Origin of the sequence: Campylobacter sp. P255 (assembly GCF_003627915.1) — a bacterium.
Classification (GTDB): Bacteria; Campylobacterota; Campylobacteria; order Campylobacterales; family Campylobacteraceae; genus Campylobacter_D.
The window spans coordinates 38,228-58,260 of sequence record NZ_NREN01000009.1 but is presented as its reverse complement, the minus strand read 5'-3'; the positions used below and the strand labels follow the sequence as shown (position 1 = coordinate 58,260).

The window sequence follows — 20,033 nt, the reverse complement described above, 5'->3', positions numbered from 1 at the left end:
TGACAATATTACATTAATAAAAATCTAAGGCACAAACTAGTTTATGTTTGCAAAATTGCATAAAATCATCAATGCATTTGAATTTGAATTCTTTGATTAGAGTTGTTATTGCCCCTATCTTTTGGACTATTATGTTCAAAACGATAATACATACTACCTGAAACATTAACATCTTGAAAAATTTCATCTAAAGGGGCAGAATTTGCCACACTCATTAAACCCATCAAAAGCACAAAAAAAGTAATAAAAATATGTTTCATCACAAAGCCTTTATAAAATTTATGATACAATTATAGTCTTTTTAAATAACTACAAAATGAAAATTTAGGAAAAATATGAATTTTTTACAAAACCTAGCTCTTTCTTACTCACACAAAGCTATGCAAAAATCTTTAGAAAATGGCTTTGATGTTAAACTTTTAAAAGAAGGGCAAGAAAAAAAAGTAAATCCCAAAAAATCATATATGCTTTATGCGCATATACCATTTTGTCATACTTTTTGTCCATATTGTAGTTTTCATAAGTATTATTATAACGAAGACTTAGCAAAAAGATATTTTGAAAGTTTAAGAGAAGAAATCAAACAAATCAAAGACAAAGGATTTGATTTTACTTCTATGTATGTAGGTGGTGGCACTACTTTAATCAACGAAGAAGAACTCGCTAAAACCTTAGAGCTTTGCAAAAAATTATTTAACATCAAAGAAATTTCTTGCGAAACCGATCCAAATCATATTGACCCAAAAAAATTAGAAATGTTTAAAGGGCTGATAGATCGCTTAAGCTGTGGTATACAAAGCTTTGATGATGATACCTTAAAAAAAGTAGCAAGATACCATAAATTTGGCTCTAGCAAAGAACTTCAAGAAAAGCTTTCTAAGGCCATAGGAGTGCTTCCTATCATGAGTATTGATTTGATTTTTAATTTTCCTTCCCAAACTAAGGAACAATTACTCAATGATTTAGAAATAGCCAAAAGCCTAAAACCTCAACAAATCACAACCTACCCTCTAATGAAGTCAAACCTCACAAAAGATAACATTGCAAAAACTCTAGGAGTAAGTTTTAAAGATAATGAGTTTGAATTTTATAAAATCATTATAGATTTTTTCAAAGATTATGAAAGAAATAATGCATGGTCATTTTCTTTAGAAAAAAGCAACTTTAACGATGAGTATGTAAGCAGCCACCATGAATATTTGGGTGTAGGAAGTGGGGCTTTTAGCTTTTTAGATGGAGAACTTTTGATCAATGCTTTTAATTTAAATGATTATTCTAAACTCATCAAAGAAAAGCAAAATGCTAATATCGCTAAAGCTAATTTTAGCAGAAAAGAAATCATCAAGTATGTCTTTTTAACCGAAATGTTTGCCGGTAAAATCGAGATCGATAAATTTAATAAAACCTTAGAATGCAACCTAGAAAAAGATCTTTTTATAGAGCTTTTAGGTCTTAAACTAAGCAAAGCTATAAAAAAAGAAAACAACACTTTATACACAAGTGAATTTGGGCGTTATTTATTTATGGTTTTGATGAAAGATTTTTATACGGGTATGGATTTAGTGCGTGCAGTTTTTAGAGATGATAAACGCTTACAAGATAAAGAACGCATTAACATCATGCAAGAAAATGTCGATCCGCTTGATTTTAAAAGTATGGAGTTTAAAGGGTAAAAGCCTTAAAAGGCTTTTACTAAAATGGTCTTATTATCATCATGATAGCAATGATGATAAACAACACCGTTGGTACTTCATTGTATGCTCTAAAGAATTTTCCACTTCTTTGACATTTATCATTTTGAAGTTGTTTTAAATAATAATAATTTTGCACATGATAAATGATCAAAAGCAATGCACAGGTTAATTTAGCATGCATAAAACCTGAACCAACCATCAAAGCTTTATTAGCATGAAGCATTAAACTACCCGTGATCAAAGTCACCACCATCGCAGGAGTTTGAATGTAAAAATACAATTTTCTTTCTTGAATTTTTACTACATCTACAAAGCCTTTATTGTCTTTATGTTCGACATGATAGACAAAAAGTCTTGGCAAATAAAACAAACCCGCCATCCACGAAACAAAAGCTAAATAATGCACCATTTTAATCCACAAATACCAGTCAGTTAAAAAATCTAACATGATTGTTTTTCTCCTTTTTTATTAAAGATTTCTTTGATTAAAATTAAGACCACGCTAATATTTATCATCACATCAGCGAAGTTAAATACAGCAAATTCAAACCACTTATGCCAAAACACAAAATCCACCACACCTATATGCACAAAGCGATCAAGTAAATTTGAGCATCCAGCAGAAAGCATGATCGCAAAAGCGATTAAATGGGTTTTTAAAAATTCTTTTTGGTAAAGCAAATACACCGATAAAGCTAGTATAAAAACAAGTTGTATGTATTTTAAATACTCTCCTAAAAAGGCAAACATCGAAAAAGCCACACCTGTATTGTAGGTTAAAACCAAGTCAAAAAATTCGCCCTTATATTCAAGTCCTTGTAAAAATACATACTTGCTTGCTTGATCTAGTATAAAAACCAAAGCAAAAACAAAACAAAATTTTAAAGACAAATTTTTATGCATTCAATGCTTTCATAAAAAAGCCTTCTACGACTTTCATTTCTTTTTCTAAAAGCTTAATGTCTTTTGCCTCTAGCAATAAGCGTATCAAATTTTCTGTACCTGAATATCTAAACAAACTAGAAATTCCTTTTTTTTCTAAATCTTTTTTCAACTCTTCCAAGCCTGCAAGTTTACTTAAGTCTTTTTTCTCTGAAATTTTTAGATTATGTAAAAGTTGAGGGTAAGGCTTGACTTGATTTAAAATTTCACTCGCGCTTTTTTTCTCACTTAACATCAAAGCGCTAAATTGCAACGCCGCTACTAAACCATCTCCGGTCTTAGCATAGTCGCTAAAAATGATGTGTCCACTTTGCTCCCCGCCAAAATTTCCGCCACATTCTTTGAGCTTTTCAAGCACATATTTATCGCCCACATTGCAAGTTTCATGCGTGATTTTATGTTTAGCTAAAAACTCTTTTAAAGCACCATTACTCATGATCGTGCTTACTACGCTTGATTTTAATCTGCCTTGTTTTTTCAAAAACAAAGCTAAAACACCTAAAAGACTGTCTCCATGAGCCACTTCACCTTTTTCATCTACAACGACCAAACGATCCGCATCTCCATCAAAAGCAAAGCCCACATCTGCTCTAAATTTCTTTACTTCTAAAGCTAAATTTAAAGGGTGTAACGCACCGCAATTTTCATTGATATTTAAACCATTTGGCTTATCATTGATCACAATCACATCTGCGCCAAGCTCTTTAAAAACCGTAGGTGCAACCTTATAAGAAGCCCCATGAGCCACATCTAGCACAACACGCAAAGACTTTAAAGTCAACTCTTTAGGAAAAGAATTTTTTATAGAAACAATATATCTTCCTATCACATCATCAATTCTTTTTGCTTGACCAATTTGTGATTTTGTTGTTCTTGCTTCTTCAATGAGTTTGTCATTAAAATAAATTTCTTCTATTTTTGCTTCTGCTTGTTCATCAAGTTTATTTCCATGTGCATCAAAAAATTTAATACCATTATCATAGTAAGGATTATGCGAAGCTGATATCATGATCCCCGCATCACAACGCATATCTTCAGTTAAAAACGCAATGGCAGGTGTTGGCATAGGACCTATTTCTATCACATTATAACCTATCGAAGTAAGTCCTGAAACGATAGCATTTTCTATCATATAGCCACTTCTTCTTGTGTCTTTTCCAACTAAGATATTGTTTGTAATAGCCTTATCTTTAAAGTAAATTCCAGCAGCCATAGCTAAACGCATCGCCAAAAACGAATCCAAAAATTCACCCGCTTTACCGCGTACTCCATCTGTTCCAAAAAGTTTCATTTGTTAACCTTTGATTTTAAGTAGTGCAATTATAGAAAAAAAAGTTAAGCAATGCATAAATGCAAAAATTTTATAAACATTAGTTAGCAATAAAAATATATAATTTTTTAAAATTTCACATAAGGAAAATAAATGAAGAAAATTATCGCGGGTGTTGTGGTAGTGGTTTTGCTACTTGTAGCGTTTTTCGCAACAACTTTTTATATCAACTCTATCAATGAAAAAATCTTTGCTCAAATGAGTCAAAACACTGATTATTACAATGTTGAAGATGTAAATTATACCAAAGGCTTTTTAAATTCTAAAGGTAGCTTCCTAGCCCAGCTTAATGACTTGCCTTATACTTTTAAAGTAAACGTAGATTTCTCAAACAACTTCTTTGCAAGTAACAATGCTGTTATTTCTGTCTTAAATGAAAATGAAGATTTAAAAAATATCTTCCCAAATGAAGAAATTTTTAAAATTCTAGTTAGCGCAAAAGGCGATGATATAGCGATAAATGCAAAAATTAATGATATTAACTTTACGCATGATAATGCACAATTAATCATCAACAACACTGCTTTTAAAATCACAGCAACAACTGAATCTGTAAAGCATATGCAACTTGATTTGGGTTATATTTTAGTAAAACAGCTTTCACACGATGAAAAACTAGAAATTCAAAATATGCAAATTTCTGAATTTCCTTTAGCTAAATTAAGCTTTAGTGATATCTTCACTCCTAGCAGAAATAGCGAACAAAACATAAGCATTGATAAGATCAGCTTTAAAAGCCATAGCATTTTTGATCTTGATAAGTTAAAAGTTTTTGCAAGAACCGCACCTAATGCACAAAGTGATTATGATAGTGTTTTAAAACTTGATCTTGCTAAATTTAACCTAGAAGATGAGGAAAACCTAGCCTTAAATAACATCAAACTAGAACTAAATCTCAACAATCTTTCAAAAAAAGCTTATGATAGTTTATTGCAAAATTCAAATATGGATATTTTCTCTATGATGGTTTTAACAAGTCAATTTTTAAAAGCAAATCCTGAAATCATCTTAAACAACCTTAGTTTTGATAAAGATGGTAAAAAATTTGATGCGAATGGACAAGCCATTTTCACAGAAAACAACATCAAATCACAATTTCACGCAAATACTGAAATTCTTCCAAGCCAAATTTGGTCTATTTTTGGAGACTTTGATAATTATTTTGTAGATAAAAATGGCACTTATATGCTTGATTTTATCTATGATGATACTAACAAAAGCGATGTTACTACCATTATCAATGGTGAAAGACTTACCATAAATCCACAATGACAAATTTAAGTTTAACTTTTCGTCCTAAAACTTTAGATGAGGTTTTAGGACAAGAAAATTTAGTAGAAATTTTTAAAAAATTCATACAAGTTTCAAAGCTTCCTCATAGTGTATTTTTTGGCCCAGCAGGTTGTGGAAAGACTTCTTTTGCAAGAGCGATAGCGTATGAATACAAACTCGACTTTTATGAGTTTGATGGAGGGAATTTTAAACTTGAAGAGCTTAGAAAAATACTAACTAAATATGAAAATTCTTTATATAAACCTTTGATCTTTATCGATGAGGTGCATAGGCTTTCAAAAACCCAACAAGAAATGCTTTTGATCCCTTTGGAAAATCAAAAATGCCTTTTCATAGGTGCAAGCACTGAAAACCCCTACTTTACTTTAACTTCAGGTATAAGAAGCAGAAGTATGCTTTTTGAATTTAAAGGTTTAGAGTATAAAGACTTAGAAAAACTTGCCACAAAGGTACAAGAAAAATTCCAATGCAAAATCGATGATGATGCCAAAGACTTTTTGATCACTTCTAGTGCAAATGATGCAAGAAGTTTTTTAAATTTATGTGAGTTTGCTTTGGCTTTAGATAGCACTCATATCACACTTGAAACTTTGAAAAAATTAAGAGCAAATGTTTTAAGCGATGGTACTTCAAGCAAAGACACACACTATAGACTAGCTAGTTCTATGATAAAAAGCTTAAGAGGAAGTGATGTAGATGCGAGTTTGTATTATCTTGCGAGGTTGATCGATGGGGGCGAAAGTGCGGATTTTATCGCTAGAAGATTAGTGATATTTGCAAGTGAAGATATCTCAAATGCAAACCCACAAGCACTTAACCTAGCCACAAGCACACTCATAGCAGTAAAAAACATAGGCTATCCTGAAGCTAGGATCATCTTGGCACAATGTGTGGTGTTTTTAGCAAGTTCGCCTAAGTCAAACTCAAGCTATCTTGCTATAAATGAAGCACTAAATTATGTACAAAACAACCCTGCATTAAAAATACTCCCTTATCTTGATAATAACAACCCACAAAGAAAAAACTACCTTTACCCGCATGATTTTGGGGGTTGGGTTAAACAAAGATATCTAGAAAAAGATTTGAAATTTTATCATAGCAAAGGCATAGGTTTTGAAGCACAGCTAGACTTATGGCTAAATGATATGAAAAGAGTTAAAAAGTGATTTTAAGCACAATGTAAAAATATTTTTATATAATTTTCATTTTTAAGGTTCCGTAGCTCAGTTGGTAGAGCACCACCTTGACATGGTGGTGGTCGTTGGTTCAAGTCCAATCGGAGCCACCATTTTTTATTTCTTTCGATTTTAAAAGCATTCATATAAAAATATTCCATAAATATTTCTATAAAACACAAGAAAAAGGTGGAAAGAAAAAAATTTAAGATATTATAATTAATCTTAATTTTATAGTTCTTTAAGTAAAACTATTTGCTCATACTCAAGAACTATCACATGCTAATAAAAATAAAAATCAAAATAACCTACCCTACTTTTTACCTTTCATATATTCAACAAACATTTCTTCATTTATATTTTCTTCAACCACTCCATTTTCACATTTCCATATTTTCCAATTATTATCAATTTTCACGGGAAGGTAAAAAATATACCCTGTTTTTTCACTTGCATAAATATAAGCTTCTTTTAGTTTTTCAATTTTTTCTTTATATGAAGTCTCATCTATATTTGAAGAACTACTTTTATTTACACTTTTTACTTCAAAAATATGAATTTTATTTTGCTTATCTTTAAAGATAAAGTCGGGATAACTTGTATGTTTTCTTGTGTGATAATAATCAAATTTAATATTTGATTTATCTATGAAATTCTTACCAAATAAAGAAACTTCTACATTATTAATTTTTATTTTTTTGCAACATATATCTTTTAAATTAGCAAGGATTGTAAACCACTCCTCTTCAGCTTCACTATCAAATTGAAATCTACTTCCTTTACTTTCCCATATCCAATCAGTAAATATAACTGAACTTCCATTGCTATCAAAAAAACTATAAATATCATCTCTTAATTGAACTTCAACTACATCTCCATATTTTTCATAATCTTCAACAACAGAACTTACCTTATTGCTGATATTATCTAAATTAGCATTAAACACAAACCATTTATTAAAATCTGTAACAAAATCTCTTTGCTTTTCTTTTACTTTATCACTACAAGATTGAAATTTTTTATAAGCTTTAAAAATAGACTCATTATAGTATTCTATATCATTGTTAATACAATCTGATATATCTATATCATCTAAAGCAACCTCTCTAAGAACAGTGATTTTAAATGGAGCAAATTCTTTAATTATTTCGTTTTCAAATAAACCTTTATTAATTTCACCCTTTAATTTCACTTTTGTGCGTTTATTTTGATCTTCTTTAGGTTTTATACCATAAACATAAGCTGTGCTAAAAATTTCTTGAGTATTTTTATCTAATTTTTCAAAATATGTTAAACAAGGATTACGCCTTATACGCCCAATAACTTGCTCATCAAGTTGTTTAGATTGTGAATTTCTAACTTGATAAAGCATACAAGCTCTAGGCATATCAAAGCCTTCTGTTATAACCATTTTAAAGATTACAACATCAATAGGAAAATCATTTTGTTTAACATAGTTTTGCCACAGGCTTTTATTTTTTACTTTTTCTAATCTACTATTACTTTCATAGCCATTTTCTTTTTCTACAAAACATACCCATTTTAAATCTTTTTCTTTCAAAACTTTTTTGATGATTTCCATTTCATATTCTGCATTATTTTGATTAGAAATTTGTATTATAAAAGCAGGAACTATCCCTTCTTTATTATAAACTTCTTTAATGCTTTTAAATTTATCTAAAGCTTTGCTTAATCCACTTTCTAAATCTTCTTCATCTTCTATATATTCTACTTTTTTAATCAAATTTGCATTAACAGCGTCATTTTCTGATATACAAACATCAAATTGATCGTTTTTGGGAGTAGCTGAAAAATTAATAACTTGAGTAAAATAATTTGATAACTCATTTAGCAGATTTGTAGCTATATGGCTTTCATCTCTTATTAAAATTATTTTTTTACCTAGATTTTTGCAAGTTTCTAAAAATACTAATAAGCTTTTTTCTTTACTAATTCTACTTGCTTTAGTATATTGTGAAGTAGGCAAAACAAACACATTATGATTTATATCAATATATAGACTATATTCTGTATTTTTTGTATTTTCTGCACCACTGCTAATGTAAAAAGGGTTTAATTTTGTAAAAGTATTTAAAGATAAATTTGCAAAACTTTCAAAATTTTGTCCTGCTAATTTTCCTTTAGAAAGAGTAGAAACTATAAAGATAAAATCATCATCAATTTCTAGCATTTTATTCATCAAGCTTGCCATCATGTATGTTTTACCACTTCCAGTGGGTGCTTTTAAGGTGATATTTTCTTTCCCTTGTATAGCTAAATTAAACAAGGAATTTACAGCTTCATTTTGTAGTTCTATAATTTCTTGTTTCATCATTCACCTTCTATTTTTCTGCAAGTTAGCTCAAATTCTTTACATATCCATTCTATTTTATCATGGATATTTTCAAAATCTTTTCCATAAAGTTTTTCATCTATTTTTTCAAAAACTGAATGATCGCTTGAAGCAATACTTTGAATTTCACTAACTTCTAAGCTATCTCCATAAGGAGTATTTTTTTCTAACCATTTAAAATCTTTACTTTCATCATAACATTCTCCGCTCATGATTCTTTTTAAACGCTTTGAAGTAACATCTAGGGCAATTCCATTTGGATTTAAATCTGTTATTTCATTATTAGTAACTAAAATAAATTGTCTATTACCACCATCTTGTTTGTTTAATTCCAAAACAGCATGTCCTGTAGTTCCACTGCCTGCAAAGAAGTCTAGAATAATATCATTATGATTTGTGTTTGCAATAGAAATTAAATCTTTTATAAAAAAAGATGCTTTTGGATAATCAAATTTCTTTTCTTTAAAAATTTCTTTAAGCTCCTTATTACTATTAGCATTAGCATACTTTGGACTATAAAAAGTTGTTTTTGCTCTTTTTGAGGGCAAATCACCGAGTTGAGGTCTTTGTTTTTTATATAAACTATAACTTTCGCCAACCTTTTTTACTATAACTTCATCTTTATCTTTTATAAATTTATCTTTACTCCAATACCAGCTCATTTCTTTACCATCTGTTAAAGGAATAAGCTTGTGCCAATTGTTATTTTGCTCCTCTAATGAAATTTCTAATGTTTGTTTATTTATCCAAATAGGGAAAAACAAATTAGGACGAGCCTCTCTAGGAGCGTTTATACCTGTTGCCTTTAATGATCCTCCAAGCTTCCAATATCCCAAATCATCAATTTGCCAATCACTACTATCTTCATCATCTAACGGTAAAACTCCAACTTCAAAATAATCCTTATTTTTAGCATAAAATAAACAGTGTTCTTGTGTTTCAATCATTCCGCTTGAATTATCATTTCCATTGAGATTATTAACCACAGAAAGCATATATAAAAAATTTCCCTCACCAAAAACTTCATCAAACAAACATTTAACATAAGCTTGATTTCTATCATCAATACTACAAAAAATAACACCATCATCTTTTAAAAGTTGTCTTGCTAGTATTAATCTTGGATAAAGCATAGAAAGCAAATTATCTCTTGTGATTGCATTGTTGTAATTAGTTTGTGCAAATACACCTAAATGATCTTTGCCATAAGGCGGATCTATATAAATTACTTTAATTTTGTTTTTGTAGTTAATTAAAAGATTTAAAAGAGCAGGATAATTATCGCCTATTATAAGTTTATGAGTAATTCCACCTTGATCAAAACTAAGATTCTCATTCTTTTTTAAATATCTTATTGTTTGTCCTCCATTTTTCTCCAAACGCACATCAAAATGAAAACCTGTTCTTTTATAAGTCATACCTAAAGCTGATATTTTCAAAACTTCTGTTTTATTTTCTGCATTATCGATAAGTTTTATTAGAAAATCTGCATTTTCTTTTTCTAATATACCATTGCTTGCACGATCTAAAATTTTTATTTTTTCTTCTTCTTTTAATTCTTGTAAGCTTTGCAATTCATTTCTTTCCATTTTACGCCTTTCTTAAATTATTATCTAATAAATTACTATTCATTTGTTGAGCAAAATCATGATATTTATTTTGTAAAATTATAATAAAAATACATAATATAATTATTTAAAATATTTTTAGATATACATAAAAATTACAAATCATAAATTAAAAAATAATCTCAAAAAATCATTTTTTTCTATGAGCTTCGCAGGGAATATTTGTTATTACCAAAAATTTTCACTTAGTTTTTATATTTGCAAGACAAAATATTTAATGCTTGTAATTAAAAATCAAAAAGAAATACTATAATTTCTAATTAGCTAAAATATAATAAAAATTTTAAGAATGTCAGATCTAGTGACTTTAGTACTAGCACAAATTCAAAAAATAAACACAATGTTTAACATGATCTATGAAAATGCAAAATGATATCTAGGTAGTTTTACTAAACTACCTATTTTTACATATATTTTAATAAATTCGTAAAATCTTGAATTTCTTTTTCTTGATCTAAGATGATTTTTTTAGCGATTTCTCTTATAGTTTCATCTTTAGAGTAAAATAAAATTTGTTTTGAAGCATCTACCGCACCTTGATGGTGTGCTATCATCGCTTCTAGAAAGTCTTTATTGATGTTTTTACTTTCTTTAACTGAACTCATTAAAATCATCATTTTTTGCATGAGTTCTTTTTCTTCTTGGACAAATTTTTTATAAGTTTCCTCATCGATTTGAGTTTTTGTGTAAAGATTTTCATTTAAAATTTCTTGAAATTCTTGGATTTCTTTTTCTTGAACTTTGATGATATTTTGAGCGATTTTTTTCATCTCTTCGCTTTTAGTATGCTCTAACAAAAGCTTTGATGAGTCAATCGCACCTTGATGGTGTGGGATCATATTAGCTAAAAAATCTCTTTCTATATCATTGCTTTGCACTAAAGGGTTTTTCATCATCGCTTCGTGCATACTCATCATGATTTGTGCTGATACACTTTCAGAAGATCCATGGTGAGCATGATGAGAATTAGAAGCAAGCAAAGAACTCGCTAAAACCAAACTTGAAACCATAATTTTAAATTTCATTTTTTTCCTTAACTTTATATTTTAAAAACAAAAATATATAAAAATATCCCAAACTAAAATTAACCAAAAAATTCAATTTTTTTTTGTTATAATTTATATAAAAATATCACAAGGATGGAAAATGCTTAAAGAACTACTTGAAATAAAAAAAGAAATGGAACCTATAATTCATGATTGTTCAGTAAAAATTCAAGTAGCCGCAAGAGAAGTGATCGTAAGAAAAAGAGAATATGAAATTTATGGTCCTATGATCGATAGAGTATACCTTGATAATGCAATTTATATTAAAATTTTTGGTAGTGGGCGTGATACTAAAAGCACTAAAGTAGATATCAAAAATGGACTTTATATGGTGTATGTAGCTCCTGATAAACCAACCAACCAAGAAATCATGAATAAACTAAAAATTGCATTCGAAAGCATTGATAACAAATTCATTTCAAGAATTTTAGAACTAAACCGAAGAATGAAAGAAGTGATCAATAAAACCCAAGCTACTCTAGCAAAAGCATCTAATATGAATGTTTTAATAGAAACAAACATCGGCGAAGCAAGTGCGGCACATAAATTTGTAATAACTATAAAATACCTCAAAGACAATCAAAAACTAGAACTAAAAAATTCAAAATCAGCTGGTAGCTTTAGAGATACTAAAAATCACATCAACCTAGTAGTAGAAAAAAGCACTGATTCAGCTGTATGTGAAAAACTACTCCATGATGTAGAAGTTTATTTCATAGGTAGCGGAAAATAAAATCACTTTTTCACTCTCAAATTTGCTAAATGTGTCAAAGCCACTGCGATAGCATCTGTGATATCAAGTGGCTTGATATCTTTTGAAATTCCAAGCAATCTTTTTACCATAAAAGCTACTTGTTCCTTAGTAGCTTTTGCTTTACCTGTTACCGTTTTTTTAACTTGTAAAGGCGTATACTCTGCAAATTCTCCATGAGTTTGTAGAATTTTTAAACTCAAAGCACCACGAAATTGAGCTAATTTTAACACTGTTTTTGGATTATAAGCAAAAAATATATCTTCGATCGCTACCTCATCAAACTGATGATTTTTAAAGATCAGATCAAGTCCTTCGCATAATTCTGTGATTTGATACTGCAAATCATTAGGCTTGATTTTAATAAGCCCTGCTTCTATGAGTTGATTTTTATTATTAATCCTTTCTACGATAGCGTATCCACAATACCTAGAACCAGGATCTATCCCTAACACCTTCAAACTTTTTCACCTTTTTATTCACATGCATGTGAAATTTAAATTTTTATGTGAATAATTTTAACCATTTTTTATAAAAAATAAGCTAGAATTTTAAGTTTTACACCATAATTTTAAGAAAAATAATGAATATAAAAGATTTTTTACTTGAATTTAAAACAGAAATTAGCAACAACGAATACAATACTTACATTTCTCACTTGCAATTTAGTGAAAAATTAAGTAAAAATAATATCTTAGTATTTATCGCACCAAATCATTTTTTGGCTAAATTTATACAAACAAAATATGCACAAAAATTAGCTTATTTTTATGAAGTAAAAACAGGTATTAATCCTCAGATTAAAATCACAACAAGCGACCAAAAAATAGAAAAAAATCATCATTTTTCTATGGATATTTCACAGATTAAATTCCAAAGTACTATTTTAAATCCTTCTTTTACTTTTGAAAGTTTTGTTGTGGGAGATTCTAATCAATTTGCCTATGCAACTTGCAAAGCCATAACCGATAAAAGCAAACTCGGAAAATTATACAATCCTATTTTTATCTATGGTCCTACAGGGCTTGGAAAAACTCACTTGCTTCAAGCAGTTGGAAATATATGCTTAGACAATGGTTATAAAGTAATTTATGCAACAAGTGATAATTTTATCAATGATTTTACCATGCATTTAAATAACAAAACCATGAGTAAATTCCACGAAAAATACAAAAATTGTGATGTTTTACTCATCGATGATGTACAGTTTTTAGGTAAAACAGATAAAATTCAAGAGGAATTTTTCTTTACTTTTAATGAGATCAAAGAAAAATTTGGGCAAATCATCATGACAAGTGATAATCCCCCAAATATGCTAAAAGGCATAACAGAACGCTTAAAAAGTCGTTTCGCAAATGGAATCATCGCAGATATCACACCTCCACAGCTTGATACAAAAATCGCAATTATTAAGAAAAAATGTGAATTCAATGCTATTTATCTTAAACCTGAAGTCATAAGCTATATCGCTACTTCAATGGGAGATAATATCCGAGAAATCGAAGGTATGATCACTAACTTAAATGCTCAAGCAAGACTTTTTAACCAAGAAATCACTTTAGAAATCGTCAAAAGCTTTATGAAAGATCATATCAAAGAAACAAAAGAAAACATCAGTGTTGAAGATATACTTGCTGATGTTTCAAAAAGCTATAATCTCAAGCCAAATGATATAAAATCAAACAAAAAAACACAAAATATCGTTATGGCAAGAAGGGTTGTGATATTTTTAGCAAGAGAGCTTACAACTATGTCTATGCCTCAACTAGCAAGATTTTTTAACATGAAAGATCACACGGCCATTTCACATAATATTAAAAAAATTCAAGAGCTAATGAGTGAAAATGAAAATCTAAAAGCCATAGTAGATGAACTAAGAAATAAAATTTTGACAAAAATAAAAAGTGCCATGTGAATAAAAGTGAAAAATAAAAAATTTTATTCTATGAGTAAAATTTCTATAAAAAAAGGCTTTTAAAAAGCATTTCACATTTTCACATTGCTTATTATTATGATAAAATAAATTTAAAAAACAAAGGAAGTAAAAATGAAAATTAGCATTAACAAAAATACTTTAGAATCCGCTATAGTTTTAACTAACTCTTATGTAGATAAAAAAGACTCAAGCAATATTGCTTCTCACTTACTTTTTGAAGTAGTTGAAGATAAATTAATCATCAGAGCAAGTGATTATGAAATAGGGATTAATTATAAAATCAAAAAAATCAAAGTAGAAAGTGCTGGTTTTGCAACTGCTAATGCTAAAAGTATTTTAGATATCATTAAAAGCTTAAATAATGAAGATGTAGTTTTAGAAACCATAGAAAATTTCCTTTTCGTTAGACAAAAAGGAACTAAATACAAACTTCCTATGTTTAACTATGATGATTTTCCAAATTTCCCAAGCACTGAAGGAAAAGATAAATTTGACATTGATTCAAGTGATTTAAGTAGATCTTTGAAAAAAATCCTACCTGCAGTTGATACTAATAATCCAAAGTATTCTTTAAATGGTGCATTACTTGATATAAAAACTACTCATATTAGCTTTGTAGGTACAGATACAAAACGTCTTGCTATCTTTACACTAAATAAAACAAATGAAAAAGAATTTAACCTTTGCATTCCTAAAAAAGCCATTTTAGAAATGCAAAAAATCTTTTTTGAAAAAATTGAAATTTATTATGATGAAAATATATTGATTGCAAAAAATGATAATTTTGAATTTTTCACAAAACTTATCAATGATAAATTTCCTGATTATGAAAGAGTAATTCCAAAAAATATCTCAAAAGAATTTGTTTTTAAAACAGAAGATTTTATGGACGCATTGAAAAAAATCAATGTAATTACTGAAAAAATGAAACTTAATTTCCATAAAGATAAACTTGTATTTGAAGGTATTAGTTTAGATAATATGGAAGCAAAAACTGAACTTGAAATGGAATTAAACATAGATGAAGAATTTAATCTTTGCATTAAAAACAAATTCATCACTGACTTTTTAAATTCTATCGAAAGTGAAACATTTAAACTTAGTATAAATGAGCCTCATATGGCATTTTTAGTTTCAAGTGAAGAATTACAAACTGTGATTATGCCAATTATTTTATAAGGATAATATATGCAAGAAAATCAAAATTACGGCGCAGGAAATATTAAAGTTTTAAAAGGCTTAGAAGCTGTTAGAAAACGCCCTGGTATGTACATAGGTGATACCAATATAGGCGGTCTTCATCATATGATCTATGAAGTTGTGGATAATTCTATCGATGAAGCTATGGCTGGATTTTGTGATACGATTAATGTAGAAATCACTACTGAAGGTTCTTGTATAGTAAGTGATAATGGTCGTGGTATTCCTGTGGGAATTCACCCTACTGAAAATATCCCTACTTTAACTGTAGTTTTAACCGTGCTTCATGCAGGTGGAAAATTTGATAAAGATACTTATAAAGTTTCAGGTGGTTTGCACGGGGTTGGTGTGAGCGTTGTAAATGCTTTATCAAAAAAATTAGTTGCTACAGTGCATAGAGATGGAGAAATTTACCGACAAGAATTTTCAGAAGGTAAAGTTACAAGTGATTTTGAAACTATAGGCAAAAGTAAAAAAACAGGTACGATTATAGAATTTTGGCCTGATGATCAAATTTTTGAAGTGACTGATTTTGATTATGAAATTTTAGCAAAAAGATTTCGTGAACTTGCGTATTTAAATCCAAAGATTACTATTAATTTTAAAGATAACCGCGTAGGAAAAGCAGAAAGTTTTCATTTTGAAGGTGGTATAAGTCAGTTTGTTACAGATTTAAATAAAAAACAAGCTTTAACTAAGGCAATATTTTTCAATGTAGATGAAGAAGATGTAAATGTTGAAGTAGCATTGCTTTATAATGATAGTTACAGTGAAAATTTACTTTCTTTTGTGAATAACATCAAAACTCCAGATGGTGGAACACACGAAGCTGGTTTTAGAATGGGTTTAACTCGTGTTATTAGTAATTATATTGAAGCTAATGCTAGTGCTAGAGAAAAAGATTCTAAAATCACAGGAGATGATGTAAGAGAAGGTTTGATAGCAGTAGTAAGCGTTAAAGTACCTGAACCACAGTTTGAAGGGCAAACTAAAGGAAAATTAGGTTCAAGTTATGTTAGACCTATAGTTTCTAAAGCTTCTTTTGAATATTTAACAAAATATTTTGAAGAAAATCCTATCGAAGCAAAAGCTATCATGAATAAAGCTTTAATGGCAGCTCGTGGTAGAGAGGCAGCTAAAAAAGCTAGAGAATTAACAAGAAAAAAAGAAAGTTCAAGTGTAGGGACTTTACCAGGTAAATTAGCTGATTGTCAAAGCAAAGATCCAAGCGAAAGCGAAATTTATTTAGTTGAGGGTGATAGTGCGGGAGGTTCTGCAAAACAAGGTAGAGAAAGAACTTTCCAAGCGATTTTACCTTTAAGAGGTAAAATACTCAACGTAGAAAAAGCAAGACTTGATAAAATTTTAAAATCAGAACAAATTCAAAATATGATCACAGCTTTTGGTTGTGGGATCGGCGATGAGTTTGATATAGAAAAATTAAGATATCATAAAATCATCATCATGACCGATGCTGATGTTGATGGTTCTCATATACAAACTTTACTTTTAACATTCTTTTTCCGTTTTATGAATGATCTTGTGGCAAATGGACATATTTATTTAGCTCAACCTCCTTTATACCGCTACAAAAAAGGTCAGAAAAAAGAAATTTATCTAAAAGATGAAAAAGCTTTAAATGATTATTTGATTGAAACAGGTATAGAGAGTTCTACTTATGAAGGTATAGGCTTGAATGATTTAAAAGATTTTCTAAAAATCGTTGCAGCTTATAGAAGTGTTTTAAAAGAATTAGAAAAAAGATTTAATGTGATTTCAGTGATTAGGTATTTGATAGAAAATCCTGATTATATTAAAGCTTCTAATGAAGAATTATTTAAAGTCATAAAAGAATTTTTAGAAAAGCAAAATCATAACATCTTAAATTCATACATCAATGAAAATGAAATTCGTGTCTATGTACAAACTGAAAATGGCTTAGAAGAACTTATCATCAATGATGATTTATTTGCTAATCCTTTATATGAAGAGGCAAATTATATTTATCAAAAAATCAAAGATAGAGATTTAAAATTTGATAAAGATATTTTAGAAATTTTAGATGAAGTTGAAAAAAATGCTAAAAAAGGTGCTTATATACAACGTTATAAAGGTCTTGGTGAGATGAATCCTGAACAACTTTGGGAAACAACTATGGATCCAAGTAATCGTCGTTTATTAAAAATCACCATAGAAGATGCTCAAAGAGCAAATGATACTTTTAATCTTTTCATGGGTGATGATGTAGAACCACGCCGTGAGTATATACAAGCTCATGCTAAAGATGTTAAACATTTAGATGTTTGATCTTTTATTTTAAATGAGAGAGCAAGGTTTATCAAAAAAGCCTTGCTCAAAGACTTTTGAAATTTTTCAAAGAATATATCTAAAATTATATTTTTTGTCTTTAAAATTTAAATCCTTATAACACTAAACTTACTTTTTAAAAATCTAAAAAAGATTGTAAAAACCAAATGTAAAAAGCTTGAGATTTTTTGTATAATTTGATTTTATAACTTAGGAGATTTAGTATGAAATATGGTGAAAAAGAGATTAAAGAATTTAGTGTAGAAAATATGGAAGTTTGGCCAAATGATGCTAAAAATGACTATGTGATTAAAATCACTTTACCTGAATTTATGTGTTGTTGTCCACGTAGTGGGTATCCTGATTTTGCTACAATTTACTTAGAATATATTCCAAATAAATTAGTAGTAGAACTTAAAGCAATCAAACTTTATATCAATACCTTTATGTATAGAAATGTTTCACATGAAGCAAGTATCAATGAAATTTATAACACTTTAAAAGAAAAACTTGATCCAAAATGGATAAAAGTGGTAGGCGATTTTAACCCTCGTGGTAATGTTCATACTGTGATTGAATGCAGATCTGATCTAGTAGTGCCTAAGTGATTTTTAAGATCAAATAGATCTTAAAAATCAATATTATATTAATCTTAAAAATATAAAAATTAAATTACTTTACTTTTAGAAACACTTCAATATAAATAAGACTATTTTTATATTATTTTATATAAAAATATTTTAAAATCTTTTCGAAAAATTTATATTTGAAGGACAACATATGCAAGATCATTTAGATCAAAATCAACATTCTCAAGAAGATCGTAGAGGATTTTTAAAAAATTTAGGCATTACACTTTTAGGAGCTAGTGCATTAGCAAATGTTTCTTTGGATAATTATTTTTTAGGAAGCAAAGTTCTTGCTAAGGAATTAGATAGTTTTAAAATCGATGGTAAAAAAGATGTGATTTACCATGGAGAAAGACCTTTAACAGCTGAAACACAAATTTATGCTTTAGACTCTGACTTTACAAAGCCTGAAAATTTCTTTGTTAGAAATAATGGTATTCCACCTGAAATGGATGAGATAAAAGAAAAAATGAAAAAAGGCTGGACACTTGAAATTGGTGGTGAAAGTGTAAAAAATGCAAAAACTTATACTCTAGATGAATTAAAGAAAAAATTTAAACATTATACTTATGCTTTAACTTTAGAATGTGGTGGTAATGGAAGAGGTGAAGTTATACCTAGTACTAAAGGAACTCAATGGGGATTTGGTGCAGTTGCTTGTGGTAGATGGACTGGGGTAAGATTAAAAGATATTTTAGAAGATTGCGGTGTTAAAGATGATGCTGTTTATATAGGTTATTATGGAATAGACAAAAAATTAAATGGCGAAGATGCTTCTCCTATTAGTAGAGGTGTGCCTATTAAAAAAGCTATGCAAGATGAAACATTGATTGCTTGGGCTTATGAAGGTAAAGATATACCTTGGGTTAATGGTTATCCACTTCGTTTAGTTTGTGGAGGTTATCCTGCAAGTGCAAGTGGTAAGTGGTTATCAAAAATTGTTGTAAGAAATAAAGTCCATGATGGTGAAAAAATGGAAACTTCTTATAAAATTCCTGTAAATCCTGTAAAACCTGGTGATTTTACAAGCAAAGGTGAAATGAAAATAATAGAATCTATGCCTGTAAAATCTATCATAACAAATATCAAAAACAACGATAAAGTAAAAGCAAATAAAAAATTTGAAGTTAGAGGAAAAGCTTGGGCCGGTGAGCTTGAAGTTAATGAAGTTTATGTAAGTAATGATTATGGCGTGACTTGGGTTAAAGCAAAAGTTGAAAAACCTTTAAATCGTCTTGCATGGCAAAAATGGAAAGCACAAATTTCAATTCCTACTAAAGGGTATTATGAAATTTGGGCAAGAGCAGTTGATAATAAAGGCAATAGCCAACCTATGGTTTTGGCACAGTGGAATCCTAATGGTTATTTAAATAATGCTTGTCATAGAGTAAATGTTTTTGGAGTATGATATGGCTAAAAAAATTATTTTACTTTTATGTGTAGGATTTTCTTTTCTTTTTGCTAATGCACAGTATAAAATCAATCCTGATACGGGATTGATTGTAGATGAAAATTCACCTTTAGTAGAAGCACATTGTCTTGCTTGTCATGGATCAGGCTTGATAACAAATATGCGTGCAAGTAGAGAAGCTTGGCTTGCTGCTATTAGATGGATGCAAGCTTCTGAAGGTTTATGGGAAATTCCTGCTGATGATGAAGAAAGAATTTTAAATTATCTTACAAAATATTATGGAGAAAAATACGACACTAGAAGGAGAATTCCTTTAGTTTTACTAGAAAAATAATCAA

18 protein-coding genes and 1 tRNA gene are annotated in these 20,033 nt (G+C 29.1%); 11 read left to right on the top strand and 8 right to left on the bottom strand.

Annotated elements, in window-relative coordinates; translation table 11 throughout:
• Window positions 1-68: 68 nt before the first annotated feature.
• Window positions 69-260 (bottom strand): mini-MOMP protein, encoded by a 192-nt coding sequence (locus tag CKA54_RS05775; RefSeq protein WP_120760667.1) that lies wholly within the window; start codon window positions 258-260, stop codon window positions 69-71.
• A gap of 75 nt (window positions 261-335) precedes the next feature.
• Between CKA54_RS05775 and CKA54_RS05770 the strand changes: the two genes are divergently transcribed.
• Window positions 336-1,673: a coproporphyrinogen III oxidase family protein gene (locus tag CKA54_RS05770; protein ID WP_120760666.1), complete on the top strand. Its 1,338-nt coding sequence runs from the start codon at window positions 336-338 to the stop codon at window positions 1,671-1,673.
• Window positions 1,674-1,692: 19 nt separating this feature from the next.
• Here the strand turns inward: CKA54_RS05770 and hemJ are convergent, their stop codons facing one another.
• The 3 genes from hemJ to glmM are packed head-to-tail and all read right to left on the bottom strand — an operon-like array spanning window position 1,693 to window position 3,927.
• Window positions 1,693-2,142, bottom strand: coding sequence for a protoporphyrinogen oxidase HemJ (gene hemJ / locus CKA54_RS05765; RefSeq protein WP_039664719.1), 450 nt, complete (start codon window positions 2,140-2,142; stop codon window positions 1,693-1,695).
• A complete protein-coding gene (gene lspA, locus CKA54_RS05760; protein WP_043020313.1) occupies window positions 2,136-2,597 on the bottom strand; it encodes a signal peptidase II in 462 nt (153 codons plus the stop codon). The genes hemJ and lspA overlap by 7 nt, the downstream gene beginning before the upstream one ends.
• Window positions 2,590-3,927, bottom strand: coding sequence for a phosphoglucosamine mutase (gene glmM / locus CKA54_RS05755; protein WP_120760665.1), 1,338 nt, complete (start codon window positions 3,925-3,927; stop codon window positions 2,590-2,592). The genes lspA and glmM overlap by 8 nt, the downstream gene beginning before the upstream one ends.
• 132 nt (window positions 3,928-4,059) lie before the next feature.
• Between glmM and CKA54_RS05750 the strand changes: the two genes are divergently transcribed.
• The 3 genes from CKA54_RS05750 to CKA54_RS05740 all read left to right on the top strand — a co-directional run bounded on the left by CKA54_RS05750 (window position 4,060) and on the right by CKA54_RS05740 (window position 6,547).
• Window positions 4,060-5,238: a DUF945 family protein gene (locus tag CKA54_RS05750; protein WP_120760664.1), complete on the top strand. Its 1,179-nt coding sequence runs from the start codon at window positions 4,060-4,062 to the stop codon at window positions 5,236-5,238.
• A complete protein-coding gene (locus tag CKA54_RS05745) occupies window positions 5,235-6,425 on the top strand; it encodes a replication-associated recombination protein A (RefSeq protein ID WP_043020316.1) in 1,191 nt (396 codons plus the stop codon). Before CKA54_RS05750 ends, CKA54_RS05745 begins: the two co-directional genes overlap by 4 nt.
• Window positions 6,426-6,471: 46 nt before the next feature.
• Window positions 6,472-6,547, top strand: a tRNA-Val gene (locus CKA54_RS05740).
• 200 nt (window positions 6,548-6,747) lie between these two features.
• On the opposite strand, the gene CKA54_RS05735 is transcribed toward CKA54_RS05740, so the two are convergent.
• The 3 genes from CKA54_RS05735 to CKA54_RS05725 form a co-directional block, all read right to left on the bottom strand.
• Window positions 6,748-8,766: a DEAD/DEAH box helicase family protein gene (locus tag CKA54_RS05735; protein ID WP_172586674.1), complete on the bottom strand. Its 2,019-nt coding sequence runs from the start codon at window positions 8,764-8,766 to the stop codon at window positions 6,748-6,750.
• Entirely contained in the window at window positions 8,766-10,376 is a 1,611-nt protein-coding gene (locus tag CKA54_RS05730) for a site-specific DNA-methyltransferase (protein WP_120760662.1), read from the bottom strand. The genes CKA54_RS05735 and CKA54_RS05730 overlap by 1 nt, the downstream gene beginning before the upstream one ends.
• 443 nt (window positions 10,377-10,819) lie before the next feature.
• Entirely contained in the window at window positions 10,820-11,440 is a 621-nt protein-coding gene (locus CKA54_RS05725; protein WP_120760661.1) for a DUF305 domain-containing protein, read from the bottom strand.
• Between the two features lie 121 nt (window positions 11,441-11,561).
• Here CKA54_RS05725 and CKA54_RS05720 point away from each other — a divergent pair, with 121 nt between their 5' ends.
• Window positions 11,562-12,194, top strand: coding sequence for a hypothetical protein (locus tag CKA54_RS05720; RefSeq protein ID WP_039664729.1), 633 nt, complete (start codon window positions 11,562-11,564; stop codon window positions 12,192-12,194).
• 2 nt (window positions 12,195-12,196) lie between these two features.
• Here CKA54_RS05720 and ruvC read toward each other — a convergent pair whose 3' ends face one another.
• On the bottom strand, window positions 12,197-12,673 hold the full coding sequence (gene ruvC, locus CKA54_RS05715; protein WP_039619511.1) for a crossover junction endodeoxyribonuclease RuvC: 477 nt from the start codon (window positions 12,671-12,673) through the stop codon (window positions 12,197-12,199).
• A gap of 122 nt (window positions 12,674-12,795) precedes the next feature.
• On the opposite strand from ruvC, the gene dnaA reads away from it, so the two are divergent.
• The 6 genes from dnaA to CKA54_RS05685 all read left to right on the top strand — a co-directional run bounded on the left by dnaA (window position 12,796) and on the right by CKA54_RS05685 (window position 20,029).
• Complete coding sequence (dnaA, locus tag CKA54_RS05710) at window positions 12,796-14,127, top strand: chromosomal replication initiator protein DnaA (RefSeq protein WP_120760660.1); 1,332 nt, start codon at window positions 12,796-12,798, stop codon at window positions 14,125-14,127.
• A 132-nt stretch (window positions 14,128-14,259) separates the two neighbouring features.
• Window positions 14,260-15,327: a DNA polymerase III subunit beta gene (gene dnaN / locus CKA54_RS05705; protein WP_120760659.1), complete on the top strand. Its 1,068-nt coding sequence runs from the start codon at window positions 14,260-14,262 to the stop codon at window positions 15,325-15,327.
• A 9-nt stretch (window positions 15,328-15,336) separates the two neighbouring features.
• The gene (gyrB, locus tag CKA54_RS05700; protein ID WP_120760658.1) at window positions 15,337-17,655 is read left to right on the top strand and encodes a DNA topoisomerase (ATP-hydrolyzing) subunit B; all 2,319 of its coding nucleotides are present in this window, start codon (window positions 15,337-15,339) and stop codon (window positions 17,653-17,655) included.
• Window positions 17,656-17,879: 224 nt separating this feature from the next.
• On the top strand, window positions 17,880-18,263 hold the full coding sequence (gene queF / locus CKA54_RS05695) for a preQ(1) synthase (RefSeq protein ID WP_120760657.1): 384 nt from the start codon (window positions 17,880-17,882) through the stop codon (window positions 18,261-18,263).
• A 172-nt stretch (window positions 18,264-18,435) separates the two neighbouring features.
• Window positions 18,436-19,692 (top strand): sulfite oxidase, encoded by a 1,257-nt coding sequence (locus CKA54_RS05690; RefSeq protein ID WP_120760656.1) that lies wholly within the window; start codon window positions 18,436-18,438, stop codon window positions 19,690-19,692.
• A gap of 1 nt (window position 19,693) precedes the next feature.
• Window positions 19,694-20,029 (top strand): cytochrome C, encoded by a 336-nt coding sequence (locus CKA54_RS05685; protein WP_120760680.1) that lies wholly within the window; start codon window positions 19,694-19,696, stop codon window positions 20,027-20,029.
• The last annotated feature ends 4 nt before the right edge of the window (window positions 20,030-20,033 follow it).

Bases quoted from the DNA above. Each gene is read 5' to 3' on its own strand.
- CKA54_RS05775 (WP_120760667.1), bottom strand. From the start codon at position 260: ATGAAACATATTTTTATTACTTTTTTTGTGCTTTTGATGGGTTTAATG.
- CKA54_RS05770 (WP_120760666.1), top strand. From the start codon at position 336: ATGAATTTTTTACAAAACCTAGCTCTTTCTTACTCACACAAAGCTATG.
- hemJ (WP_039664719.1), bottom strand. From the start codon at position 2,142: ATGTTAGATTTTTTAACTGACTGGTATTTGTGGATTAAAATGGTGCAT.
- lspA (WP_043020313.1), bottom strand. From the start codon at position 2,597: ATGCATAAAAATTTGTCTTTAAAATTTTGTTTTGTTTTTGCTTTGGTT.
- glmM (WP_120760665.1), bottom strand. From the start codon at position 3,927: ATGAAACTTTTTGGAACAGATGGAGTACGCGGTAAAGCGGGTGAATTT.
- CKA54_RS05750 (WP_120760664.1), top strand. From the start codon at position 4,060: ATGAAGAAAATTATCGCGGGTGTTGTGGTAGTGGTTTTGCTACTTGTA.
- CKA54_RS05745 (WP_043020316.1), top strand. From the start codon at position 5,235: ATGACAAATTTAAGTTTAACTTTTCGTCCTAAAACTTTAGATGAGGTT.
- CKA54_RS05735 (WP_172586674.1), bottom strand. From the start codon at position 8,766: ATGAAACAAGAAATTATAGAACTACAAAATGAAGCTGTAAATTCCTTG.
- CKA54_RS05730 (WP_120760662.1), bottom strand. From the start codon at position 10,376: ATGGAAAGAAATGAATTGCAAAGCTTACAAGAATTAAAAGAAGAAGAA.
- CKA54_RS05725 (WP_120760661.1), bottom strand. From the start codon at position 11,440: ATGAAATTTAAAATTATGGTTTCAAGTTTGGTTTTAGCGAGTTCTTTG.
- CKA54_RS05720 (WP_039664729.1), top strand. From the start codon at position 11,562: ATGCTTAAAGAACTACTTGAAATAAAAAAAGAAATGGAACCTATAATT.
- dnaA (WP_120760660.1), top strand. From the start codon at position 12,796: ATGAATATAAAAGATTTTTTACTTGAATTTAAAACAGAAATTAGCAAC.
- dnaN (WP_120760659.1), top strand. From the start codon at position 14,260: ATGAAAATTAGCATTAACAAAAATACTTTAGAATCCGCTATAGTTTTA.
- gyrB (WP_120760658.1), top strand. From the start codon at position 15,337: ATGCAAGAAAATCAAAATTACGGCGCAGGAAATATTAAAGTTTTAAAA.
- queF (WP_120760657.1), top strand. From the start codon at position 17,880: ATGAAATATGGTGAAAAAGAGATTAAAGAATTTAGTGTAGAAAATATG.
- CKA54_RS05690 (WP_120760656.1), top strand. From the start codon at position 18,436: ATGCAAGATCATTTAGATCAAAATCAACATTCTCAAGAAGATCGTAGA.
- CKA54_RS05685 (WP_120760680.1), top strand. From the start codon at position 19,694: ATGGCTAAAAAAATTATTTTACTTTTATGTGTAGGATTTTCTTTTCTT.